Origin of the sequence: Halorubrum distributum JCM 10118 (assembly GCF_000337335.1) — an archaeon.
Taxonomy (GTDB): domain Archaea; phylum Halobacteriota; class Halobacteria; order Halobacteriales; family Haloferacaceae; genus Halorubrum; species Halorubrum distributum.
Genome location: NZ_AOJN01000064.1, coordinates 20,338 through 42,320, shown reverse-complemented (window position 1 = coordinate 42,320; position 21,983 = coordinate 20,338). Strand labels below are relative to the sequence as shown.

Annotated in this window: 21 protein-coding genes; 3 read left to right on the top strand and 18 right to left on the bottom strand. The window is 69.3% G+C overall.

The features are described 5' to 3' along the window. Positions 1-25 precede the first annotated feature (25 nt). From C466_RS14730 to C466_RS14720, 3 genes are all read right to left on the bottom strand, one after another. A complete protein-coding gene (locus tag C466_RS14730) occupies positions 26-445 on the bottom strand; it encodes a PPC domain-containing DNA-binding protein (protein ID WP_004598657.1) in 420 nt (139 codons plus the stop codon). 235 nt (positions 446-680) lie between these two features. Continuing rightward, complete coding sequence (locus C466_RS14725) at positions 681-1,070, bottom strand: NifU family protein (RefSeq protein ID WP_004598656.1); 390 nt, start codon at positions 1,068-1,070, stop codon at positions 681-683. A 74-nt stretch (positions 1,071-1,144) separates the two neighbouring features. Next, on the bottom strand, positions 1,145-1,474 hold the full coding sequence (locus tag C466_RS14720) for a DUF5783 family protein (RefSeq protein ID WP_004598655.1): 330 nt from the start codon (positions 1,472-1,474) through the stop codon (positions 1,145-1,147). A 255-nt stretch (positions 1,475-1,729) separates the two neighbouring features. Between C466_RS14720 and C466_RS17480 the strand changes: the two genes are divergently transcribed. Continuing rightward, positions 1,730-1,909, top strand: a complete 180-nt coding sequence (locus C466_RS17480) for an arsenate reductase/protein-tyrosine-phosphatase family protein (protein WP_004598654.1) — start codon at positions 1,730-1,732, stop codon at positions 1,907-1,909. Between the two features lie 52 nt (positions 1,910-1,961). After that, positions 1,962-2,912 (top strand): hypothetical protein, encoded by a 951-nt coding sequence (locus tag C466_RS14710; RefSeq protein WP_004598653.1) that lies wholly within the window; start codon positions 1,962-1,964, stop codon positions 2,910-2,912. 40 nt (positions 2,913-2,952) lie between these two features. Here the strand turns inward: C466_RS14710 and C466_RS14705 are convergent, their stop codons facing one another. The 15 genes from C466_RS14705 to rnz form a co-directional block, all read right to left on the bottom strand. Continuing rightward, entirely contained in the window at positions 2,953-3,969 is a 1,017-nt protein-coding gene (locus tag C466_RS14705; protein WP_004598652.1) for a hypothetical protein, read from the bottom strand. A gap of 2 nt (positions 3,970-3,971) precedes the next feature. Then, positions 3,972-4,649 carry a phosphate signaling complex protein PhoU gene (phoU, locus tag C466_RS14700; RefSeq protein ID WP_004598651.1) on the bottom strand — a complete coding sequence of 226 codons (678 nt, stop codon included), beginning with the start codon at positions 4,647-4,649 and terminating at the stop codon, positions 3,972-3,974. Continuing rightward, positions 4,646-5,560: a phosphate ABC transporter ATP-binding protein PstB gene (gene pstB / locus C466_RS14695; protein WP_049902514.1), complete on the bottom strand. Its 915-nt coding sequence runs from the start codon at positions 5,558-5,560 to the stop codon at positions 4,646-4,648. Before pstB ends, phoU begins: the two co-directional genes overlap by 4 nt. Beyond that, entirely contained in the window at positions 5,557-7,125 is a 1,569-nt protein-coding gene (gene pstA / locus C466_RS14690; protein WP_004598649.1) for a phosphate ABC transporter permease PstA, read from the bottom strand. Before pstA ends, pstB begins: the two co-directional genes overlap by 4 nt. Further along, complete coding sequence (pstC, locus tag C466_RS14685; RefSeq protein ID WP_004598648.1) at positions 7,122-8,249, bottom strand: phosphate ABC transporter permease subunit PstC; 1,128 nt, start codon at positions 8,247-8,249, stop codon at positions 7,122-7,124. The genes pstA and pstC overlap by 4 nt, the downstream gene beginning before the upstream one ends. Before the next feature lie 42 nt (positions 8,250-8,291). Beyond that, positions 8,292-9,446, bottom strand: a complete 1,155-nt coding sequence (locus tag C466_RS14680) for a substrate-binding domain-containing protein (RefSeq protein WP_004598647.1) — start codon at positions 9,444-9,446, stop codon at positions 8,292-8,294. 233 nt (positions 9,447-9,679) lie between these two features. Next, positions 9,680-11,809, bottom strand: a complete 2,130-nt coding sequence (katG, locus tag C466_RS14675; RefSeq protein WP_004598646.1) for a catalase/peroxidase HPI — start codon at positions 11,807-11,809, stop codon at positions 9,680-9,682. A 376-nt stretch (positions 11,810-12,185) separates the two neighbouring features. Then, complete coding sequence (gene lpdA / locus C466_RS14670; protein ID WP_004598645.1) at positions 12,186-13,613, bottom strand: dihydrolipoyl dehydrogenase; 1,428 nt, start codon at positions 13,611-13,613, stop codon at positions 12,186-12,188. Next, complete coding sequence (locus C466_RS14665) at positions 13,613-15,256, bottom strand: 2-oxo acid dehydrogenase subunit E2 (protein WP_004598644.1); 1,644 nt, start codon at positions 15,254-15,256, stop codon at positions 13,613-13,615. Before C466_RS14665 ends, lpdA begins: the two co-directional genes overlap by 1 nt. Before the next feature lie 108 nt (positions 15,257-15,364). Continuing rightward, the gene (locus C466_RS14660) at positions 15,365-16,351 is read right to left on the bottom strand and encodes an alpha-ketoacid dehydrogenase subunit beta (RefSeq protein WP_004598643.1); all 987 of its coding nucleotides are present in this window, start codon (positions 16,349-16,351) and stop codon (positions 15,365-15,367) included. Then, positions 16,352-17,455: a pyruvate dehydrogenase (acetyl-transferring) E1 component subunit alpha gene (gene pdhA / locus C466_RS14655; protein ID WP_004598642.1), complete on the bottom strand. Its 1,104-nt coding sequence runs from the start codon at positions 17,453-17,455 to the stop codon at positions 16,352-16,354. Between the two features lie 332 nt (positions 17,456-17,787). Then, entirely contained in the window at positions 17,788-18,192 is a 405-nt protein-coding gene (locus tag C466_RS14650) for a hypothetical protein (RefSeq protein ID WP_004598641.1), read from the bottom strand. 165 nt (positions 18,193-18,357) lie between these two features. Then, positions 18,358-19,023 carry an RPA family protein gene (locus tag C466_RS14645; protein WP_004599859.1) on the bottom strand — a complete coding sequence of 222 codons (666 nt, stop codon included), beginning with the start codon at positions 19,021-19,023 and terminating at the stop codon, positions 18,358-18,360. Between the two features lies 1 nt (position 19,024). Beyond that, positions 19,025-19,951 (bottom strand): replication factor A, encoded by a 927-nt coding sequence (locus C466_RS14640; protein WP_004598639.1) that lies wholly within the window; start codon positions 19,949-19,951, stop codon positions 19,025-19,027. A gap of 628 nt (positions 19,952-20,579) precedes the next feature. Then, positions 20,580-21,512, bottom strand: a complete 933-nt coding sequence (gene rnz, locus C466_RS14635) for a ribonuclease Z (protein ID WP_004598638.1) — start codon at positions 21,510-21,512, stop codon at positions 20,580-20,582. 116 nt (positions 21,513-21,628) lie between these two features. On the opposite strand from rnz, the gene C466_RS14630 reads away from it, so the two are divergent. Continuing rightward, complete coding sequence (locus tag C466_RS14630) at positions 21,629-21,907, top strand: DUF7538 family protein (RefSeq protein WP_004598637.1); 279 nt, start codon at positions 21,629-21,631, stop codon at positions 21,905-21,907. The last annotated feature ends 76 nt before the right edge of the window (positions 21,908-21,983 follow it).

The window sequence follows — 21,983 nt, the reverse complement described above, 5'->3', positions numbered from 1 at the left end:
GGAATCACGCGGCGCGTTCGGCGGGTCACAGCCACAGGTCGAGGTCGGTCGCCTCGTCGTGCGAGCGCTCCAGCGGCTCGGCGAACGCGCGCAGGTGGCACTCGCCGGCCCAGACGGTCGCGGAGTCGAGGTGGCCCGCGAGCGCCTGGCCGCTCGGTCGCGACAGCACAGCGTGGGTGTGCGCGAAAACGTCTCCTTCCAGGAGCGAGACGTTGCCCACGCAGGCGGCCACCTCCAGCGGCTCGTCGAACGTCACCGAGCGGTACTCGGTCTCCTCCTGGTCGTAGAACCAGACGTCCGCGTCCTGGACCGCGCCGAGCGCCGTGAACCAGCCGGCCTCGACGTCCTCCTCGCGTGCGAGGCTCTCTATCTCCTCGCGCCAGTCGGCGCCCGTCTCGAACCGCGCGACGTACTCCGCCGTGGGTTCGACCTCGCGATGGTACATAGCAACTCCCCACGGCTGCCGGGGAGAAAAAGCCTTCAGTCGGACCGAGCGGGACCGACGGATCGGATTCGATATAGCGATATACAATTTAATCAGAGTCGCCGGGGAGACACAGCAGAAACGAGAAAAAGGCCGCTACAACGACTCTTCGGCCCTAAAACGCCTGAGTATCGGCGAACAGTGATGCGACTGGCGAAGCGGAAAGAGAGAGGAGAGCGTCGCGGTTCGGACCGACTCAGAACGGGGCCTGGGGGCCTTCGTCGTCGCCGCCGTCGTCGTCGGTCGTCTCGCCGGGGAAGGAGGGAGACATGCCGCCGCCGCTGCTGGTGCCGCCGAGGTCGCCGTCCGCGCCGGCGGACGCGCCGGTGTCGGCGTGGACCGTCTCGATCTCGGGAATCTCCTTGACCATCCGGGACTTGATCGCCTGGATCGTCATCGGGGAGATACCGCAGCCGGAACAGGCGCCGCCGAGCTGGACCGTGACCTCGCCCTTCTCGCGGTCGAGGTGGGCGATGGCGGCGCTCCCGCCGTGCATCTGGATCTGCGGGAAGTTGCGCCGCAGGAAGTTCGTGATCCGCTCGCGGAGTTCGTTTTCCGCGTCAGCCGCGTCGGTGTCCGTGCTCATGCCCGCGAGTTGGCGGGCGGCGGGCTTATGCCTTTGGTTCGGGCGGATTCCGGCGGGTGACGCGCCTCGTCGAATCACTCCGGCCGATCGACGCCGAGGGTCCGGTACAGCTCGGACTCGATCCGCTCAACGTACTCCTCCAACGTCTCCTCGAACGTCTCGTCGTCGACCGCGACGGCGCCGCGGATGCGCTCGCGCGGGTTCTCCGGGAGTTCGACGCGGAACTCGCCGTCCTCGTAGAACGGCTCCGACTCGTTGAGCACGGTCTGGTCGATCCCGTGGATCAGCTCCGAGTCGTACCGGTCGTTCATCTGCTCGAACGCGTTCTTGTACGCCCGCTGGAGCTCGTTGAAGTAGTGCGCGTACTTGTCCTCGAACTTCTCCGGGTCGAACTCGTCGGCCATGTCGCGGGCGAGGGTCCGGCGGGAAAAAAGCCGGTCGATCGCCGCCGAAACGCCGGATCGGGCGTGAAAATCGAGCGTGCGGTCAGCTGTGGGGTTCGACCGGCTCTGGCTTGATAAATCTCATGTCGCGATATAGAATTTGTCGTTCGCGGTCCTCCCCGCAGTGTGAACAGTGTTCGGATCGCTATATTGCTCTATATCTCTCGGTAGCGGTCCCAAGTAACGATTATAGTGATACCTCCCGCATAACGGGCCGTGAGCCACCACAATCGGCCGGACCGTCGGACCGCGTTCGTCTGCGTCCAGAACGCGGGCCGGAGCCAGATGGCGGCGGCGTTCGCCGAGCGCGAGCCGGACCGCCGTAACGCGGGCGGTCGGATCGAGGTCCTGACGGGCGGGACTCAGCCCGCCGACCGCGTCCGTGGAGTGACTTGAGATGAAACGTGAACGACAGCGAACGGCCGACGAACGGGGAAACAGAGGTCGCATGACTGAGACGGCGTCGGACGGCGGCTCGACGAACCTCGACGGGATGTCCACGGAGCGGGCGGCCGAGCTCGTCAACGACGACGAGAGGGACCTCGGCGAGCGACGGGAGACGCTCGCGATCGTGGCGCGGGACGGGACGGTCCGTCGGGCGGCCGTCGACGACGCGCTCGCGAACGCGTCGAAGGTGGTGACGACCGCCGAGACGCGGGTGGAACTCGCTGCCGAGAAGCTGGACGGCGCGCGGGAGACCGCTTCACCGGTCGCGGACCTCGATCTCGTGTCGACGCGCCTCGGCGACTTCGATGCGCGCCTCGACGCGGTCGAGGACCGGTCTGACGCGCTCGGCGAGGCCGTTCAGGAGGTTCTCGCGATGAGAGCGGAGGGCGACCTCTACGAGGTCGCGCGACGGATCAGGCGGCTGACGACCGCCGCGACCGAGGTCCAACGCGCCGCCGACGACCTCCAGTTCGAGCTCGGCTCCTTCGAGGAGTGGCTCACCGACCCCGACCGACGGGCCGCGGAGCTCGACGGCGACGTCGACGCGGTCGCGGAGTCGATCGAGGAGCTCGACGAGCTCTCCGAAGCCCTCGGTGGCGACGGCAGCGGTCCGGAGAGCGAAGCGGGACGGACGTGGGCCGCCGCGCGGGTCCGCCACCGCGTCGCGTCGCTGCTGATCGCCGATCTCCGGGCGGAGCTGGCGGCGCTTCGGAGGTGGGCCGAACGCGAGGGCGCTCCCGCGCCGTCGGGGATCGAGCCGCAGATCGACGAGGTACAGGGCCGCCACGGGGCGGTCGGGGACCGGCTCGCTTCGCAGGCGGACCCCGAGTGGGTCGCGCGGTTCGGCGACCGGCTGACCGCGCTCGACGAGGCGCTCGCCGCGATGGAGCCGCCGGTCGCGTGGGGCGAGGTGGAGGCCGTCGTCGCGGAACACCGGCCCGAAGCCGAGTGACGGACCGCACCCGCGGTGCGACGACCGCTCGGACGGACGGTCAGCCGTCGACGTTCTCGGCGCGGACCGCGGATCTCGCCGCGGTGTCGGCCACGGACCGACCGCACTCGACGGCCCGCCGTAGGTGACAGGTAACGGCCGAGAGGGCGGCCGTCCCGGGAGCCGTTCCCGAAGCGGCCCCGTCGTACGCCCGCCGTTCGACGGCTTCGATGGCGTCTTCGGCGTCGTCACAGCGACCCCTCGCCCGCCGGACCTCCGTCGGATCGTCGTCGAGAACGGCGGTCACCGCGTCGTCGACGGCGCACGCGACGTCGTCGGCGGCGGAGCGCACGGCTTCGGCCGGCTCGGCCGCGGGCGGCTCGGAGAGGCGTTCGCCGGTGCGTTCGATGCGAACGGATAGGTCCGCGAGCGTTCCGAGGCGACGGGCGGTCGCGTGGTACGCGAACAGCTCGGGGCGGGAGACGCCGAGCGCGTCGAGCTCGGCGTGCGAGACCAGCGACCGCGAGAAGTGTCGCGTGACCATCTCCGCCGAGCGGCGCGCCTCGTCGGCGCGGTCGCGGACCCGCGCGTTCGTGTCCGCGGCCTCGGCGAAGCTCTCGGCCGCGTCGCGGAGGAGCGAACCGACCACGTACTGTAGCTGGACGACCGACTGACAGACGGAGACGGACGACGCGTCCAAGAGGTGCCCGACCGTGACTTCCGTGTCGGACTCGCTGAGGACGTTCATCCCGACCAAGTCCCGCGTCGTCGATCGGACCGCCTTGCGCTCCGCGTCGTCGAACCCGTCCGGGCGACGCAGTGTCGCCGTCTCGAACCCCACCGCGTAGGCCGTTCGCACGGCACGTTCGGCGGCATCGGTCCCCCCGTCGACGTCGATCGTCGCGTCGTCGAGGCGGTCGACGTCCGCCTCGGAGGACCGGACGAGTATCGACCCGTCGCGGTGCGTGTACAGCTGGAGCTCCATGCCGACCTCGAAGCCGTGAGTCGTCGCCCACCCCCTCGGGATCGAGACGGTGAACGTCCCGCCGCCGACCTCCTGGAGCTTTCTGGTCTCCATTGTCAGTAGATCAGCTCGGGATCGCCGTCGGTCGCGTACAGCGTGCGCGCGGCGATGTTGACGGCGTGGTCGCCGACCCGTTCCAGGTCCCGAATCGTGAGCAGCAACCGCGACACGCCGTCGAGCAGCTGTTCGACCTCCCAGCGGTCGGGTTCGCTGGCGACGAGCTCGCGGACGACGGTCTCGCTGGCGTGCTGACACGAGGCGTCGAGCTCGTCGTCCCGCTCGGCGATCGCCCGACACGCGGCTGGGTCGGCGTCGACGTAGGCTTGGAGGGCCGCTCGGACCTGGTCGCGGGCCGTCTCGCCGATCTCCCGGACCCGGACCTCGGCGATCTCGTCCGGTCGGGCGGCGAGCGCGTGCCGGGCGAGGTTCGTCGCGAGGTCGCCGACCCGCTCTACGTCGGTGAGGATCTTGAACGAGGCGGCGACGAAGCGCAGGTCGGAGGCGACGGGCTGTTGGAGCGCGATCAGGTCGATACAGTCGCTTTCGAGGTCGAGGTACCGCCGGTTGACGCGCTCGTCGCCGGCGATCACTTCGCGGGCCAGCCCGCGGTCGTCCGTCTCGAGGGCGTCGAGCGACCGCGAGAGCTGGTCGAGCACCGCCGTTCCCATCGACTCGACGTCGGCGCGCAGCTCGTCCAGCGAGTCGCGGTAGTCCTCTCGCGGCACGGTGATCACCCGAACTTTCCGCTGATGTAATCCTCGACGCGCTGGCTCTCGGGGTTCTCGAAGATCTTCTCGGTGTCGTCGTACTCGACGAGCTCGCCGCCGGTCAGGAAGACCGCGGTCTGGTCGGAGACGCGGGCCGCCTGCTGCATGCTGTGGGTGACGACGACGACCGTGTAGTCCTGCGCGAGGTCCTCGATGAGGTCCTCGATCTTCGAGGTGGCGATGGGGTCGAGCGCCGAGGCCGGTTCGTCCATGAGGATGACCTCCGGATCGACCGCCAGGCACCGGGCGATACAGAGGCGCTGTTGTTGCCCGCCCGACAGCCCGAGCGCGTTGTCGTCCAGTCGATCGCTCACTTCCTCCCACAGCGCGGCCCGTTCGAGCGACCGCTCGACGAGCGCCTCCTCGCGGTCGGGCTCCGCGCGCCCGGTCAGTCGGGCGAGGAGTCCCGTCTCGATGTCGCCGTGTTTCCGCGGACCGTACGACACGTTCTCGCGGATCGACTTGGGGAAGGGGTTGGGGCTCTGAAACACCATCCCGACCCGCTTGCGTAGCTCGACGAGGTCGACGCCGTCCTGATACACGTCCTCGCCGTCGAGCTCGACGGTTCCGTCGACGCTGGCCGCACGGATGCGGTCGTTCATCCGGTTGAGACACCGGAGGAACGTCGACTTGCCGCAGCCGGACGGGCCGATCAGCGCCGTCACGCTCCGCTCGGGGATGTCCATGGAGACGCCCTTCAGCGCGTGGTCGTCGCCGTAGTGGACGTCGAGGTCGTCGACGGCGAACTTCGTCTCGCCGCCGGCCTCGTAGCTCGTCCACTCCGGGCGCGTCTCTTCGACGGTCTCGCCGGCGGTCGTGGAGACCCCCTGGCCGTCGGTGCGGTTCGCCACGGGTTCCGCTGCGTCTGTCTGACTCATTGGTGTAGTTTCCGCCTGAAGTAGTAGCGCGTCGCGATACCGACCGCGTAGAAGGCCAGCACGACGAGCAGCAGCGTCAGCGCCAGCCCCCACGCGTACTCCTGTGGATTCTGGATGTTGCCGCTCAGGCCCGCGGTGATGAGCGCGTACAGCTGATACGGGAGCGCGCTCGTCGCCTCCAACAGCGAGGGGTTGCTGACGAACGGCGGCGACGCGCTCAGTCGGAAGCTTCCCAGCACGTCCGGAGCGGCCGACTTCGCCGGGAGGACGCCGCCGCCCATCGTCAGCAGGATCGGGGCGGTCTCGCCGGCGATGCGTCCGACGCCGAGGATGACGCCAGTGGTCACACCGGGGATCGCCGCGGGGAGGACGACGCTGCGGACCGTCTGCCACTTCGAGACGCCGAGCGCCGCGCTGGCGTCGCGGTACTCGTCGGGGACCGCGAGTATCGCCTCCCGGCTCGTGATCAACACCAGCGGCAGCAGCATGAAGCCGAGCGTCAACATGCCGGCGATCAGCGACTTCTGGTTACCGAACCGCGGGATCAGGAAGGCGGCGCCGAACAGGCCGAACACGATGCTCGGCGTGCTCCAGAGGCCGTTGGTCGCCACCTCGACCGCCCCCGTGAACCGGCCCTGCTCGGCGTACTCGCTGAGGAACACGGCGGCGCCGACCCCGGTCGGCACGGCGAAGAGGACGGCGCCGGCGACCAGCCATATCGTCCCGAGGAGGGCGGGGAACACGCCCGCGACCTCGGCCGTCAGGCCGGCGCCGCTTGTCAGGAACGGCCAACTGACGAGCCCCGACCCCCCGAGGGAGAAGCCGTTGAACAGCCCGGGGAGCCCCTTCGCGGCGACGAAGGCGACGAGTCCGACCAGCACCGCCAGTATCGAGCCGACGACGAGGTAGATGAGCACATAGGCGCCGACGTTGCGGCCGCGAGCGCCGAACCCGCCGTACGCCTTCGCGGCGCTCCAGCCGGTCACCAGCGAGGCGAACAGCACGACCGCCGGAACGACGGTGTCGCCGAACAGCGTCGCGTTGTACCCGTCGAGCGCGCGCTCCCACCCGGGGGCGATGAGGCCAGTGAGGAGCGAGAGCCCACAGAGGACCGCGAGCGCGCCCGCTGGCGCCGTCGATCCGACGTCCTCGCGGGGGAACGCGGTCGCCGCGAACGCGGTTCCGCCGAGGACCGCCCCGAGGGCGAGCCGACCGCCCGTCCCGACCCCCGCCGCACCGGACGCGGCCGCGCCCACGGCGCCCCAGATCGCAGTGAACGCGACCGCGGCGACGATCCCCGCGCTGGGCTGGGGCGCGGCGTCGACGAACCCGAACCGCGAGGCCATCCCGAAGCCGACGACCGACGCGCCGAGCGCGAGCAGCAGCGCTCCGAGCGCGACAGACAGCCCGACGCCGGCGACGGGGTCGTCGATCCCGACGAGTCCCAGAAGCGCCGTCAGGCCGACGACGAACGCGACCCCGGAGAGACCGACGGCGGTCCCGGCGACCGCCTCGTACAGCGTGCGGTCGTCCCGAACGAGCGCGGTCCGCGTGGCGCGGCTCATTCCGCACCCCCGAGGCGGCGACGCATACGCGCCTCGATGTACTGCGAGCCGATGCTCAGGCACAACACGGTCACGAACAGGACGACCCCGGCGGCGAACAGCGCGCTCTCGTGGACGCCGTTCGCGCTCCCGTAGCCGCGGGCGATGAGGGAGGTGAGCGTCTCGTAGCCGTAGAAGACGTTCACGAGGGGGTCGCTTATCCGCGGGACGCCGGCCAGCATCACCGTCGCGGCCATCGTCTCGCCGATCGCTCGCCCGACGCCGAGCAGGACGGCCGCCGAGACGCCGGAGAAGGCCGCCGGCAGCGTGATCGAGGTCATCGACTGCCAGTCGGTCGCCCCGAGCGCGAGCGAGCCGTCCTTCATCACGTCCGGGACGCTCGTCAGCGCGTCCTCGGCCACGGAGACGACCGTCGGCAGCGCCATCAGCCCGACGACCATCCCGACGAACAGGTACGTCGAGCCGCCGTTGAGGTCGAACGCCCCACTTGCCCACGGGTTGATCACGGTGAACCCGATGAAGCCGTAGACGATCGAGGGGATGCCCGCCAGTATCTCGATGCCCGGCTTGACGAGTTCGCGGACCCGCGGCGGCGCGATCTCGGCGATGAAGAGCGCCGCGGCGACGCCGAGCGGGGCCGCCACGAGCGTCGCGATGGTCGTCACCATCACCGTCCCGTGGATCATCGGGAGCAGCGAGTAGCGAACGGGGTCCGAGACGGCGTCCCAGCGCGCCTGTGTGAACATCCCGGCGCCGGGAACGGAGACGCCGAAGACGCTCGCCGTCTCGTACCGAAACGCCGGGATCGACTCGGCGAAGATGAACACGACGATGAGGCCGAGCGTGAGGAGCGTCACCGTCGTCATCGCGAGGGAGATCGCGCGGGCGACGAGCGCCTGATGGCGCGCCCAGCCGTAGCCGGTGACGAGGAGAAACGCCCCGAACGGAACGGCGGTCCACGGCGAGGCGAGCAGGAAGCCGATGAAGGCGGTCAGTAGCGCTCCCATCGAGGCGGTGACCACGGCCAGCGCCTCCGGGTCGGTGTCGTCGACGAACTCCCGGGCGCCGGTCAGCCGCCGTTCGATGCGAGCGCGCCAACCGGTTTGAGAGGTGTTGAATGGCATATAATGGAAGTGGCCGCGAACCGCGGTTCGCGCGGCCGAACGTTACGCTTGGTCGGGAAGCTTCTCGCGCTCGGCCTCGATGTCCGACGTCGGCAGCGTGATGTAGTTGACGTCCTCGACGAACGTCTTCTGGCCGAACTCGGTCAGGAACATGTTGAGGAACGCGGCCTCGCGCTTGTCCGTGCCCTCGGGCGTCTCCTCGTCGATCCGGGTGTACATGTGCAGGTCCCGGTTCAGCGGGTACTCGGAGTCGAAGATGGTGTTCTCGGCGTCGGGGTCGGGGCGGTAGACGGTGCCTTCGAAGTCGATGGCGATCGCCTGGATCCCCGACCCGGAGAACGCCAGCGCCATGTAGCCGATGGCGTTGTCGTTGTCTTGGAGGACCTGTTGGACCTGCTGGTTCTGCCCGAGGCGCGTGTCGACGTCCATCGGCGCGTCGGCGTCGCCGAGCATGTTCAGCCGGAACGAGGTGTCCGTCCCGGAGCCCTCGGCGCGGCCGACCACGTAGATCTCCTGGTCCGGGCCGCCGACCTCGCTCCAGTTGGTGATGTCGCCCTGGTAGATACCGCGGATCTGGTCGCCGGTGAGCTGTTCGACGCCGGCGTCGTAGATCGCCTGACTGACGAACACCGGCTGCCCGTCGCGGCCGACGACGTGGTCGACGTAGTTCTCGTCGCGCTCGTCCTCGCTGATGTCGAGTTCCGCCGTGATCGGTCCGGAGGAATTCCCGATGTCGACGAGTCCGTCCCGAACCGCCTCACAGCCGGTCCCCGAGTGGCTCAGCGCGACGCGGGTCGCGAACGGCGGGTTCGAGCGTTCGCCAGACGGTTCGAAGCCGTACAGGCTGGCGAAGTAGTCGGCGATGTTCATGTCGGTCTCGATCTGGTCCCAGCCGGCGACCGAGGACTCGTCGTTCGACCCCCAGTACTCGCCGTCGCTCGCCGGCGAGTTCGAGTTCCAGTAGGAGCTCCCCTTGTTCGAGATGGGGTACACCGTCGACGACCCCTCGGCGGTCACCGTCGACGGGCCCGACGACCCGGAGCTCATCGTGTTGCCGCTCTCCTCGCTGCCGCCGTCGTCGTCGTCGCCGCCGTTGCCGCTACACCCGGCGAGGCCGACCGCTCCGACGGCGGCCGAGGTGAGCAGGTACTTCCGGCGTGATACCGAGTCCGCCTGACGCCCCGAATCCTGTGACATCACCGTATCGGAGGCGAGATTCTATTAAACAGTTTTATAATAGGTCACTATCTTTATACGTTTTCCTCCGTGGCGGCTCCTATCGGGCGGTAGCAGTGGCTACCGGTACTGACTGATATATAGAGAGACGTGCCCGTCGAAGCGGCGTCTTTCGGACCGTTGTCCCCGGCCCGAACGGCCGGGTACCGAAGCCGTCGAAACGCGGACCCCTGTCAGACGGGGCAGCGACCGCGTTAGTCGAGGTCGAAGCGGTCGAGCTTCATGACCTCGCTCCACGTCGCGACGAAGTCCTCGACGAACTTCTCCTCGTCGCTCGCGTACACGTCGGCGATGGTGCGGAGCCGCGCGTTCGACCCGAAGATGAGGTCGGCGCGGGTCGCCTCCCACGCGACCTCGCCGGTCTCGCGGTCGCGGACCTCGTAGACGTCCTCGGCGTCGGTAACCTCGTCCCACTCGTACTCCATGTCGAGCAGGTTGTTGAAGAACTCGTTGGTGAGCGTCCCCGGCTCGTCGGTGAACGCGGTGCGGTCGCCGTAGGTGGCGCCCAGCGCACGCAGGCCGCCGGCCAGCACGGTCATCTCGCTGGCGGTCAGGTTCAGCAGGTCCGCCTTGTCGACCATGAGGTCCTCGACGTTCTCGTCGGCGTCGCCGAGGTAGTTACGGAAGCCGTCGGCCTCGGGCTTGAGCGCCTCGAAGGAGTCGACGTCGGTCTGCTCCGCGGCGGCGTCGACGCGGCCGGGCGCGAACGGCACCTCGACGTCGTAGCCGGCGTCGGCCGCGGCCTCCTCAACGGCCGCGGTGCCGCCCAGCACGATGAGGTCGGCGAGCGAGACGCGGACGTCGTCGGAGCGCGACTCGTTGAACTCGGCCTGAACGTCTTCGAGCGTCGAGAGGACGTCGGCGAGCCGCTCGGGCTCGTTGGCCTCCCAGCTGCGCTGCGGTTCGAGGCGGATGCGAGCGCCGTTGGCGCCGCCGCGCTTGTCGCTGTCGCGGTAGGTGGACGCCGCCGCCCACGCGGTCTTGACGAGCTCGCCGGTCGACAGCCCGGAGTCGAGGAGCGCCTCCTTGAGCGCCGCGACCTCCGCGTCGCCGATCGTCTCGTAGTCGGCCTCCGGCAGCGGGTCCTGCCAGATCATCGTCTCCTCCGGGACCTCGGGGCCGAGGAACCGCTCCGGCGGGCCCATGTCGCGGTGGATGAGCTTGTACCACGCCTTCGCGAACGTCTCCTGGAACTCGTCGGGGTCGTCGCGGAACTCCTCGAGGACGGCCCGGAAGTCGTCGTCGTGTTTCAGGGCCACGTCCGTCGTGAGCATCATCACGTCCTCCTTGTCGGAGGCGTCCGCGACGCCGGGCGCGGCGTCGTCGAGCTCGTCGTTCTTCGTGGTCCACTGCCACGCGCCGCCGGGGCCCTTCTCCGGCTCCCACTCGTAGCTGAGCAGGTTGTTGACGTAGCTCAGGTCCCAGACGGTCGGGGTGGCGTTCCACGGCCCCTCGATGCCGCTGGTGATGGTGTCGGGGCCCATCCCCTCGCCGAACTCGTTGTCCCAGCCGAGACCCTGGAGGTCGATGGGGGCGTCCTCGGGCTCCGGGCCGAGGTTGTCTCCGTCGTCGGCGCCGTGGACCTTCCCGAACGTGTGGCCGCCGGCGATGAGCGCGACGGTCTCCTTGTCGTTCATCGCCATCCGGCTGAACGACTGGCGGATGTTCTTCGCGGAGCCCTCGAGGTCAGGCTCGCCGTTCGGCCCCTCGGGGTTGACGTAGATGAGGCCCATCACGGTGTTGCCGAGCGGCGCCTTCAGGTCGCCGTCCTCGTCGAAGCGGTCGGGGGAGGTCGTCTCGAACTCGCTTTCGGGGCCCCAGTCGACGGCGTCGTCGCCCCGGAAGTCGTCCTCGCGGCCGCCCGCGAAGCCGAACGTCTCGAAGCCCATCGACTCCAGCGCGACGTTGCCGGCGAGCACGATGAGGTCCGCCCACGAGAGCTTCTCGCCGTACTTCGTCTTGACCGGCTCCAGCAGCCGCCGGGCCTTGTCGAGGTTCACGTTGTCGGGCCAGCTGCTGATCGGCGGGAGCCGCTGGTGTCCGCCGGCGGCGCCGCCGCGCCCGTCGAGCGAGCGGTACGTGCCGGCGCTGTGCCACGCCATCCGGATGAACAGCGGGCCGTAGTGCCCGTAGTCGGCCGGCCACCACTCCTTCGAGTCGGTCATCACGTCTTCGAGGTCGGATTTGACCGCCTCGAGGTCGAGTTCCTCGAACGCCGCCGCGTAATCGAACCCCTCGTCGTAGGGGCCGATGTTCGCGGAGTTCTGATCGAGCAGCTCCAGATCCAACTGATCCGGCCACCACTCTTGGGTGTTACTAGCCATCAAGAAATGATCGGCCCTCTTCGCTGATAATATTGTCTAAGTCGGAGAGGGAATCATCGTTATAACAGAGAGTTTCTATCGAAATAATGAAGTTCTTTTCGTAGATCTTCGAAGTCGCTGACAGGGGTCGCAGCGGCGCTCCGATGGGTTTACCGCGCGGTAAGCGTCTGCTACCAGCCCCGATAAGTAGCCGTTTCGACACTTCGACGGTCATGAGTGAGAGTCACACTCGAGGATCCAGCGGCGCATCAGTTCACTTCGTCGCGGGACCTCGGCGGGCGAGGACCGCGGCCGCACGGAAACACGGAGGGGTCAAGCGCGGTCAGCGGTTCAGCGGTGTCGAGCGCGGTCAGCGGTTCAGTGGTGTCGAACGCGGTCAGCGGTTCAGCGTGTGGATCGCCTGTCCGCGCGCGTTCTCGGCCGCCTCCATCACGGCCTCCGCGAGCGTCGGGTGGGTGTGGACGGTGGCGGCCACGTCCTCCAGGGTCGCGCCCATCTCGATCGCGAGCGCGACCTCCGCGATCAGCTCCGACGCCTCGGGGCCGACGATCTGTCCGCCGAGGACGAAGCCGGTCTCCTCGTCGGCGACGATCCGGACGAACCCCTCGGTGTGGCCGGTCGTCATCGCCCGCCCGGAGGCGTTGAACGGCATCTCGCCGACCGCGGGGTCGAAGCCGGCGTCCGCGGCCTCCTCCTCGGTCATCCCGACCGTGCCGATCTCGGGGTCGGTGAAGACGGCCGCGGGGATCGCCTGCTGATCCATCGCGGCGGGTTCGCCCGCGATCACCTCGGCGGCGACGATCCCCTCCTTCGAGGCCGCGTGCGCGAGCATCGGGTCGCCGGCCACGTCGCCGACGGCGTGAACGTGCTCGACGGCGGTCCGGGTGCGGTCGTCAGTTTCTATGAACCCGCGCTCGTCAGTCTCGATCCCGGCCTCCTCCAGGTCGAGCCCGTCCGTGACCGGCTGGCGGCCGACCGCGACGAGGACCTTGTCGACGCCGTACGTCGACTCCTCTCCCTCTTCCGTCTCCGTGTGGAGCAGGTAGCCGCCGTCGGGCGCCTCCGACCACTCGCTCGCGCCCTCGCCGAAGTGGAACTCGACGCCCAGCTCCTCGGCGCGGTTGCGGACGATCCGCTTCACGTCGTCCTCGTACGGGTCGAGGATGTCGTCGAGCATCTCGACGACCGTCACGTCGGCGCCGAGCTTCGCGTACGTCGTCGCCAGCTCCATCCCGATGTAGCCCCCGCCGACGATCCCGAGCCGGTCCGGGACGGTGTCGGCGTCGAGCGCGTCGGCGGAGCTCCAGACGTGGTCCTCGGCGAACTCGAAGCCGGGGATCTGGATCGGTCGCGAGCCGGTCGCGACGATCGCGTGTTCGAACGAGAGCGTCTCGGAGCCCTGCCCGTCGCCGCCGTGCGCGACGCGGACGGTGTCCTCGCCGACGAACGAGGCGGTCCCCTCGATCAGGTTCACGCCGTTCGCCTTGCAGAGCTTCTCGACGCCGCCCGTCAGCTGGTCGACGACGCCGTCCTTCCATTCGACCATCTTCCCCATGTCGACGGCGGGGTCCGCGTGGACGCCCATGAACTCCGCGTTGCCGGCCTCGTGGGCGAGCCCGCTGCCCGTGATCAGCGCCTTCGAGGGGATGCAGCCGCGGTTGAGACAGGCGCCCCCGTAGGCGTCCTTCTCGACGAGGGTCGTGTCGAGCCCCTCCTGTGCGGCGCGGATGGCGGCGACGTAGCCGCCCGGCCCCGCGCCGATGACCAGTACCTCCGTTCCCGTGGTGACGTCTCCGACGACCATTATTCGTTGAGTAGCAGCAGGGGGTTTTCTAAGTGTTCCATGACGGTGTTTGCGAACTGGGCCGCGATCGCGCCGTCGACGACGCGGTGGTCGATCGACAGCGACAGCGGCAGCGTCGGCGCCGGGACGACCTCGCTCGCTCCGTCGGCGCCCTCGCGCACGACGGGTCGTTCCTCGATGGCGCCGAGGCCGAGGATCGCGGTCTCGGGGTAGTTGATGATCGGCGTGGCGTACTCGCCGCCGATGGCGCCGAAGTTGGTGATGGTGAAGGTGCCGCCCTTCATCTCGGCGGGCTTGAGCTTGCGCTCGCGGGCGCGAGCGGCCAGGTCGTTCACCTCGTCGGCCAGCTCGAAGAGCCCCTTCTCGTCGACGTCGTCGACGACGGGGACCATGAGGCCGGCGTCGGTCGCGACCGCGATCCCGAGGTTGTAGTCCTTCTTCAGGACGATCGCTTCGTCCTCCTCGCGGAGCTCGCTGTTGAGGTACGGGTGTTCCTTCAGCCCGGCGACGATGGCCTTCATCACGAACGGCATGTAGGTGAGCTTCACCCCCTCCGACTCGGCCGTCGGCTTCAGGTCCGCGCGGGCGTCCACGAGCGAGTCGACCTCGGCGGTGTCGTGGTGGGTGACGTGCGGCGCCGTGAACTTCGACCGCTCCATCTGCTTGCCGATGGTGCGCCGGACGCCGCGGTAGGGGACGGTCTCGTCGCCCGACGCGGCGGCGGCCGCGTCCGCGGCGTCGCTAGCAGCGGCCGGGTCGTCCCCGGCGCCCGCGTCGACGTCGGCCGGCTCCGGGGTCGGCTCGGCCGGCGACTCCAGCGCGTCCGCGTACGCGTTCACGGCCTCGGCCGTGACGAACGCCTCGCCGTCGCGAGTCTCGTCGGTCGGCACGTCGTCGATGTCGACGCCCCGGTCGCGCGCGACCTTCCGCGTCGCGGGCGTCGCGAGCGTCGTCTCGCGGCCCGCGGGCTCGGGGGCGTTCCCCCCGGCCGCCGCGGAGTCGGCCGACTCATCGCCCCCGCGCTTGCTGACCGCGGACTTCCGCTCGCCCGATCCGGTGTCGGTCGGCGCGGGCCGCGGCGTCGGGGCGTCGCCGTCGGAGCTCCCGCCGCTCTCGGCGGCCCCGCCCTCGGCGTGCGCCCGCACGTCGGCCTCGCTGACGCGGCCGCCGGGACCGCTCCCCTCGACGGCCGCGACGTCGACGCCGAGTTCGCGGGCGAGCCGGCGGGCCGACGGCGGCGCGAAGGTGCGCCCGGAGGGCGTGTCGGGTTCGGCGGGCTCCGCGTCGCCCTCGTCGGCGGTCGCGTCCGGTTCCGGCTCGGGCTCGTCGGCCGCGGCCGAATCGGAGTCCGATTCGGCGTCGGATCCCGCGTCGGCGGCGGCCGCCCCCGCGTCGCCGTCCTCGTCGACGCGGAAGGAGATGATCACGTCGCCGACGGGGACCATCTCCCCTTCCTCGACGAACAGCTCCTCGACGGTCCCGTCGTAGCTCGACGGCACCTCGACGAGCGCCTTGTCGGTCTCGACCTCGGCGACGGGCTGATCCTCCTCGACGCGGTCGCCGGGCGCGACCAGCCACGAGACCAGTTCGCCCTCCGCGACGCCCTCCCCGACGTCGGGGAGTTTGAACTCCTTGACGGTCATGTGTCGACCCCCTCGGCGGTCGCGCGTCGACGCTCGTCGATCGCGCCTCGATGCTCGACGATCGTGCGTCGCCCCTCGATGTTCATGGATGTATCTCCGGCGGACATCTTAAAATTCGACCGCCTCCAAGATCCCGTCCTCGATGCGCGCCGCGGACGGGAGGTAGTAGTCCTCCAGCGCGTACAGCGGGTACGGCACGTCGAAGCCGGTGACGCGGCCGATCGGCGCCTCCTGGTAGAGGAGGGCCTCCTCCTGGAGGATCGCCGTGATCTCGCCCGCGAGCCCGCCCGTCTTCGGCGCTTCGTGGACGACGACCGCGCGGCCGGTCTTCTCGAACGCCTCGACGATCGCCTCGCGATCCAGCGGCGATATCGTCCGGAGGTCGACGACCTCGCATTCGATCCCCTCCTCGCCGAGCGTCTCGGCGGCCTCCAGCGTGGGGCGGGTCATGGCGCCGTAGGTGAACACCGCGACGTCGTCGCCCTCGCGGCGCGTGGCCGCCTCGCCGATGGGGACCGTGTACGGCTCCTCGGGCACCTCCTCGCGGAACGCCCGGTAGATCAGCTTCGGTTCGAGGAAGATCACCGGGTCGGGGTCGCGGATCGACGCCGCGAGCAGCCCCTTCGCCTCGTAGGGGGTCGAAGGGATGACGACCTTCAGCCCCGCCTCGTGGGCGTAGAACGCCTCCTTCGACTCGGAGTGGTGTTCCGGTGCGCGGATGCCGCCGCCGTAGGGGGCTCGCAGCGTCATCGGGAGCGTGAACCGCCCGCGGCTCCGGGTGCGGAACCGCGCCATGTGCGAGACGATCTGGTCGAAGCCGGGGTACATGAACCCGGAGAACTGGATCTCCGGGACCGGTCGCATCCCCATCGCGGCCATCCCGACGGCGGTGCCGACGATGCCCGACTCGGCGAGCGGGGTGTCGATCACCCGGTCGCCGCCGAACTCGTCGAAGAGGCCCTCGGTGGCGCGGAAGACACCGCCGTTCTTGCCGACGTCCTGGCCCATCACGACGACGTCGTCGTCCTCGCGCAGTTCGGTGTGTAATCCGTCTCGTATCGCCTGTACCAGCGTGAGGTTCTGTGTCTCGGTCATTCAATCCTCCAGGAACGCCGCGTCGCCGCGCTCGTCGTGCAGCGCGGCGAACTCCTCGTACTGCCGCTCCAGTTCCGGCGGAAGCTCCGCGTAGGCGTGCTCGAACAGCTCGCGCGGGTCGGGCCGCGCCATCGACTCCGCCGCGTCGATCGCGTCCGCGACCTGCGCCTCGACCGACGACTCGATCTCCGCGACGCGCTCGTCGTCGAGGACGCCCTCGCCGCGGAGGTACGACTCCAGCCGGTCGATCGGATCCTTGCGCTTCCAGCTTTCGACCTCGTCGTCGTCGCGGTAGACGGTCGGGTCGTCGGCGGTCGTGTGCGCGCCGAAGCGGTACTGGACCGCCTCGATGAGCGTCGGCCGCGGCCGGTCCGTCTCGGGGTCGCGCGCCTTCTCCAAGGCCGCTTCCGTGACGCTGTACACCGCGAGCGGGTCCATCCCGTCGACTTGGACGCCGTCGATGCCGTACGCCTCCGCCTTCTGCGCCAGCGTCGCGCTCCGAGTCTGGCGCTCGCGGGGGACGGAGATCGCCCACTGATTGTTGTTACAGAAGAAGACGGTCGGCGTGTCGAACACGCCGGCGAAGTTGACCCCCTCGTGGAAGTCGCCCTCGCTCGTCGCGCCGTCGCCGAAGTAGCAGATGAACGCGTCGTTCTCGCCGCGGAGCTTCGAGGCCCACGCGGCGCCCGTCGCGTGGGGGACCTGCGACGCGATGGGGACGGCGACCGGGAAGACGTTGACGCCGTCTGGCGCGCGGTTCCCGTCCTCGTGGCCCATCCAGTAGAGCAGCGTCTGTTTGAGCGGCAGCCCGTGAACCAGGGCGGCGCCGTGCTCGCGGTACGACGGGACCATCCAGTCGTCCGCGTCGAGCGCGTACGCCGACCCGATCTGGGCGCCCTCCTGTCCAGAGAGCGGGGGGTACGTCCCCATCCGGCCCTGCCGCTGGAGGCTCACCGCGCGGCCGTCGAAGTGGCGCGCCAGCCGCATGTGCCTGTACATCTCGACGAGCGACTCGTCGTCGAGGTCGGGGAGATCGCCGACGACCTCGCCGTCCTCGTCGAGGACGCGAACCGTATCGTCGTACGCCCTGTCGAACACGGTCACGGTCGAACCCACCTTCGCATGTCAGATACGTCCACCGCCCGGGTAATATCGTTTTCGTAAATAATTTAGTATAATCAGAAATAGCGGCTTCGCGCTGAGAGACCGTCCATCAGATTCGGGGAGAATCGGACGTTTCTGAACAAACTCCGACTCGTTCGGCAATATTTTCGCCAAGATGGGCGTTTCGTCGGTCAGTAACGGACGAACAGGAAGGTTTTCGCGCGGGGGTCGGTCGTCCGGCGCGGGAGCCGGGCGTCGCGGCGCCGCGGCTCGGCGACCGCGAGTGGCGCGAGAGAATCGGTTGGACGGGCGGTCTCGCCCGGATCGAAGGGTTATCCGAGGCGGAACGAGGGCTCGTCGGGCTCGCCGTCGAGGTCCTCCAGCTGGATGACTTCCTCGTCGCCGTCCTCCAGCTGCTCGCGGAGGTAGTTGACGTAGCGCTTGTGCTCTTCGAGCTGCTCGCGGAGGTGTTCGGCCTCGAGCTCCAGGCGCTCGTGCTCGCGGACGAAGCTCTTCGGGACCTCGATCTTCGGGGGGAACGACTCCCCGCTGTCGCCCATGCTGTCCAGTTCGGCCTCCGGGATAACCCGGACCTGACCGTCGTGGGCAACGAGCGTGTCCACGTAGTCCCGGAAGACCGCAGACAGCGAGATGTCTCGCTCCTCGGCGATGTCGCGGAGGGTCTCGAACGCGTCCTCGTTGACGCGGAACGAGATCGTCTTGTTCTTGTTGCCCATTATCGGACCGTTCGTTCCGCGGATCACTTAAGCGTTTGTCAGACGATCGCAAGAGCGAAAATCGCGTACGGAGGCAGAGCCGCGCCGAACCCCGCGAAAATCTGGGGTTAGCGCGTCAGCGTTCCGGCGCGCCGACCGCGTCAGAACGCCGAGCCGCCGGCCGCGTCAGGGCTCCGGCGTGCCGGCCGGGTCGGTCCCGTCCGAGGCGTCGTCGAGCGTGGCGTCGTCGCTCCCGGACTCGTCGCCCGCGAGCTCGTCGCCGCTCTCGTCGAGGTCCTCCAGCGCCGACAGTGCGGCGGCCTTGTACGTCTCGGGATCGAGGTCGTACTCCTCGCGGGCCATCCGCGCGTACTCGTTGCCCTCGTCGTCGAACGCGGCGACGCGCTCGACGGTGCGGCGAGCGGTCTCCGCGACCCAGCGGTCGCGGGTGGCGGCGTCGACCTCGGTGATCGACTCGGGGCGGACGGAGACCCGGACCGTGCCGTCGTCGGTCTCGTAGGTCCGGGGCTTCCCCACGACTGCGACGTAGGCCGGGGGCTCCAAGTCCCGGAGTTTGGAAGCGGCTTCCGGCTGGTACTGGCCGGCGTACACGAAGAACGTGCCCGTCGGGTCGACGATGCGGCCGCGCCAGTACTCGCTGTCCTCGCCGACGTCCTCCTTCTCCGTGAGAGTGCCGACGAAGAACACGCGGTTCGAGGACTCGCCAGTCGGTAACAGCGCGTAGACGGGGGCGCGCTCGTCGTCGGACTCGGTGAACGTGTAGCCGGCGTCGTTGAACTCGCTCGCGAACACGCGCCGGGCGACCTCTCGGGTGGGGGCTGACTGGCTCATTTCAAATCGACCTCGCTTCGATCAGCGCGCTTTCAACGTCGACTCTCCCGGGCTCGTCCATCTCGTCGACCAGGACGTACCGGCCGAACGTCGGGCCGGTGACGCGGTAGTAGCGCCCGAGCACGTCCTCGCCCATCTCCTCGGCGACGACGGTGGTGTCGAGCGCGTCCATCGCCATGTCCTTGGCCGCTTCGAGGGTCATGCCGGTGAGCTCCTCGGTGGCCTCGCGGTCGAAGATGACCTCGGTGACGGTCTCGCCGTCGTCGAGGACGCCCTTGATCCGGAGGTCGAACTCGCCCTCGACCTGGCCGTGTTCCGAGCAGCGCCCGTTCTGGAGGACGCGCGTACAGTCCTCCTCGGGGCAGCGCTTGATAAGCCCGGAGCCGGACTGGATGTCCACGAGGGCGCCCTCGACGGTGTCGGCGTTGTCGCCGACCTCGATCTCCTCGTCGATCTCGGTGATACCGGTCGTCCGGTTGAGCTTCACCGAGTAGCTCCCCTCGTACTCGTCGGTGACGACGTTCGAGAGCTCGTACGCCTGCCCCTCCGTCAGCTCGGGGAGGTCGGAGGTCTCGAAGGCGACGAACTTGATCGTGCCCGACTCGTCGCCGAGGAGGCCGACCTGCGAGATGGAGTCGCTCCGGGGCTCCCAGAGGTCGACCAGCTTCACGCGCAGGTCGACCCACTGCTCGTCCTCGTCGATGTCGTTGACGAGGACCTCCTCGCTGCCGCCGCGGCCGAGCTCGTCGCGCTCCATGCCGGCGTCTTCGAGGTAGCTGTTGGTGACGCTCCGGCTCGCCTCGTCGAGCGGTACGCGGTACTCGTCGACGAGCGTCGTCAGCCGCTCCTCGACGTCGTCGGGGTCGACGTCGGTGTGGTCCGAGAACTGTTCCGCTATCGCTTCCGCTTCCTGTCGCAGTTCGCTCATGGGGTGTCTCCGCCTCCGGTCTTGTTTTCAGTGGGAGGCGTACGACGGTTGGTTCCAGATGGTATTAAAATGTACGTGACCGTGGTGAAAGTGAAACGAAACGCCCGCTTGAGGGCCGCTACGCGGTGTTCTTTCGATCCGCGGAGATCGGCCGACGGGACGACCTCGCTCGCGTCAGACGCCCGTCAGCCGTGCGCGGGCTTCGTTTCGAGTGGAACGATCACACGGGCCGGAGTCACACAGGTGGAGATCCGACGGAGGTGACGAAGCGGAGCGGTGGCGCGTGCCGACGAGCGCCCAGTAGGGCGCGAGTCGCACGCGCGAGGGACGCGGTGAGCGCTCGCAGAGCGCGAACCGCGAGGCTGGGGAGGAGTGAGGCAGTGGTGCGAAGCGGTGCGGGGCGGGACTCAAAGGGGCAGCCGCGAGGCCGCAGTAGGCGACATAAGCACCGCAGCGAGCAGCGCGAGCGAGGAGCGCAACGAGCGTACTGCGGCCTCGCGGCTGGGGCTTTGGAGGCGTTCTCCGCTGTTCGAGAACTAGTTACGTACAGCCGAGCGGCTGGGGCTTCGGTGGTCTCGGCTACGGGATCGTTCGTCGAACGTCGATTCGTTCATGCGGACCCGCCGTGTCAGTCGTCCGCGTCGGGGAACGGCACCTCGATCAGGTCGCCGTCGTCGGGGAGGATACACTCGCCGTCGAAGGCCTCGCGGGCGTCGCGGCGGATCGGTCGCGCGTCGGCCGCGTAGCGCGAGGAGATGTGGACCAAGGCGAGCCGCTTCGCGTCCGCACGGTCGGCGATCGACCCCGCCTCGCGGCCGGTGGAGTGGGCCGTGTCGCGGGCGCGGTCGGCCATGTCGTCGGCGAAAGTGGCGTCGTGGATGAGCAGATCGGCGTCCTTGGCCGCTTCGACGGTCGCTTCTCGCGGGCGCGTGTCCGCGGTGTACACCAACTTGCGGCCCGGGCGGGGCGGGCCGACGACTTGCTCGGGCTCGACGACCGTCCCGTCCTCGGCCTCGACGGACTCGCCCTCGTGGAGGCGCCCGAACTTCGGGCCGACGGGGACGCCGAGCGCCTCCGCCTTCGGGCGGTCGAACCGGCCGGGGCGGTCGTCCTCTTCCAAGACGTACCCCTGCGAGACGGTCCGGTGTTCCGTCTCGAACGCGCGGACCTCGTACTCGTCGGTCTCGTAGGCGACCTCGCCGGGGGCGACCGGCTCGATCCGGACCGGGAACGCCGGGTCGTGGCCGACCGCGTGGACGAGGTCGTGAAGGTGGTCGTCGGTCCCCAGCGGGCAGTGGACCGTCAGCGGGTCGGTGCGGTCGTTGAACCCGAGCGTCTGGACGAGGCCGGGGATGCCGAGGACGTGGTCGCCGTGGAGGTGGGAGACGAACACGCGGTCGACGGCGAACCCGGTGCCGGCGCGCATCATCTCGCGCTGGGTGCCCTCGCCGCAGTCGAAGAGGAAGCGGTCGCCCTCGCGGTTGACGAAGACGGCGCTCGCCGCGCGCTCGACGGTCGGGACGGCGCCGCCCGTCCCGAGGAAGGTGACGCGAAGAGACATGCCGAGTCGTCGGGGCGGCGGTTGTAAACCGGTGTCGATGCGGGAGAGCGGCGGTCGGCTCGGCCTCGCGGAGCGCCGGCCGACACCCACATGAGTCCGGCCGCCCGAGGGCGAGCATGCGAGATCCGATCGCCGCCTTGGTCAAACAGGAGGGGTGGCGCGCGGAGGGCGCGGCCGCCCGCGTCCACTACGAGGGGGGTAGCGACCGATACGCGGTGGAGTTCTACGCCGAGACGGGCCGCGTGCTCTACTGGGCCGTCCCGACCGACGACGACGAGGGCGGAACGGCCGCGCCGGTCCCGCGCGACGGCGTCCCGGAGCCGCTCCGGCGGCGCGTCCGGGAGGACCTCGACGAGGCCGGGATCGACACCGAGGTCGAGCGCCGCGAACTCTGACCGCCTCGGGGCCGCGAGAGGTGAGGCCGACGGGCAGTCGCCGGACCGATGCCCGCGCGCGCCGATCTTACCCCGA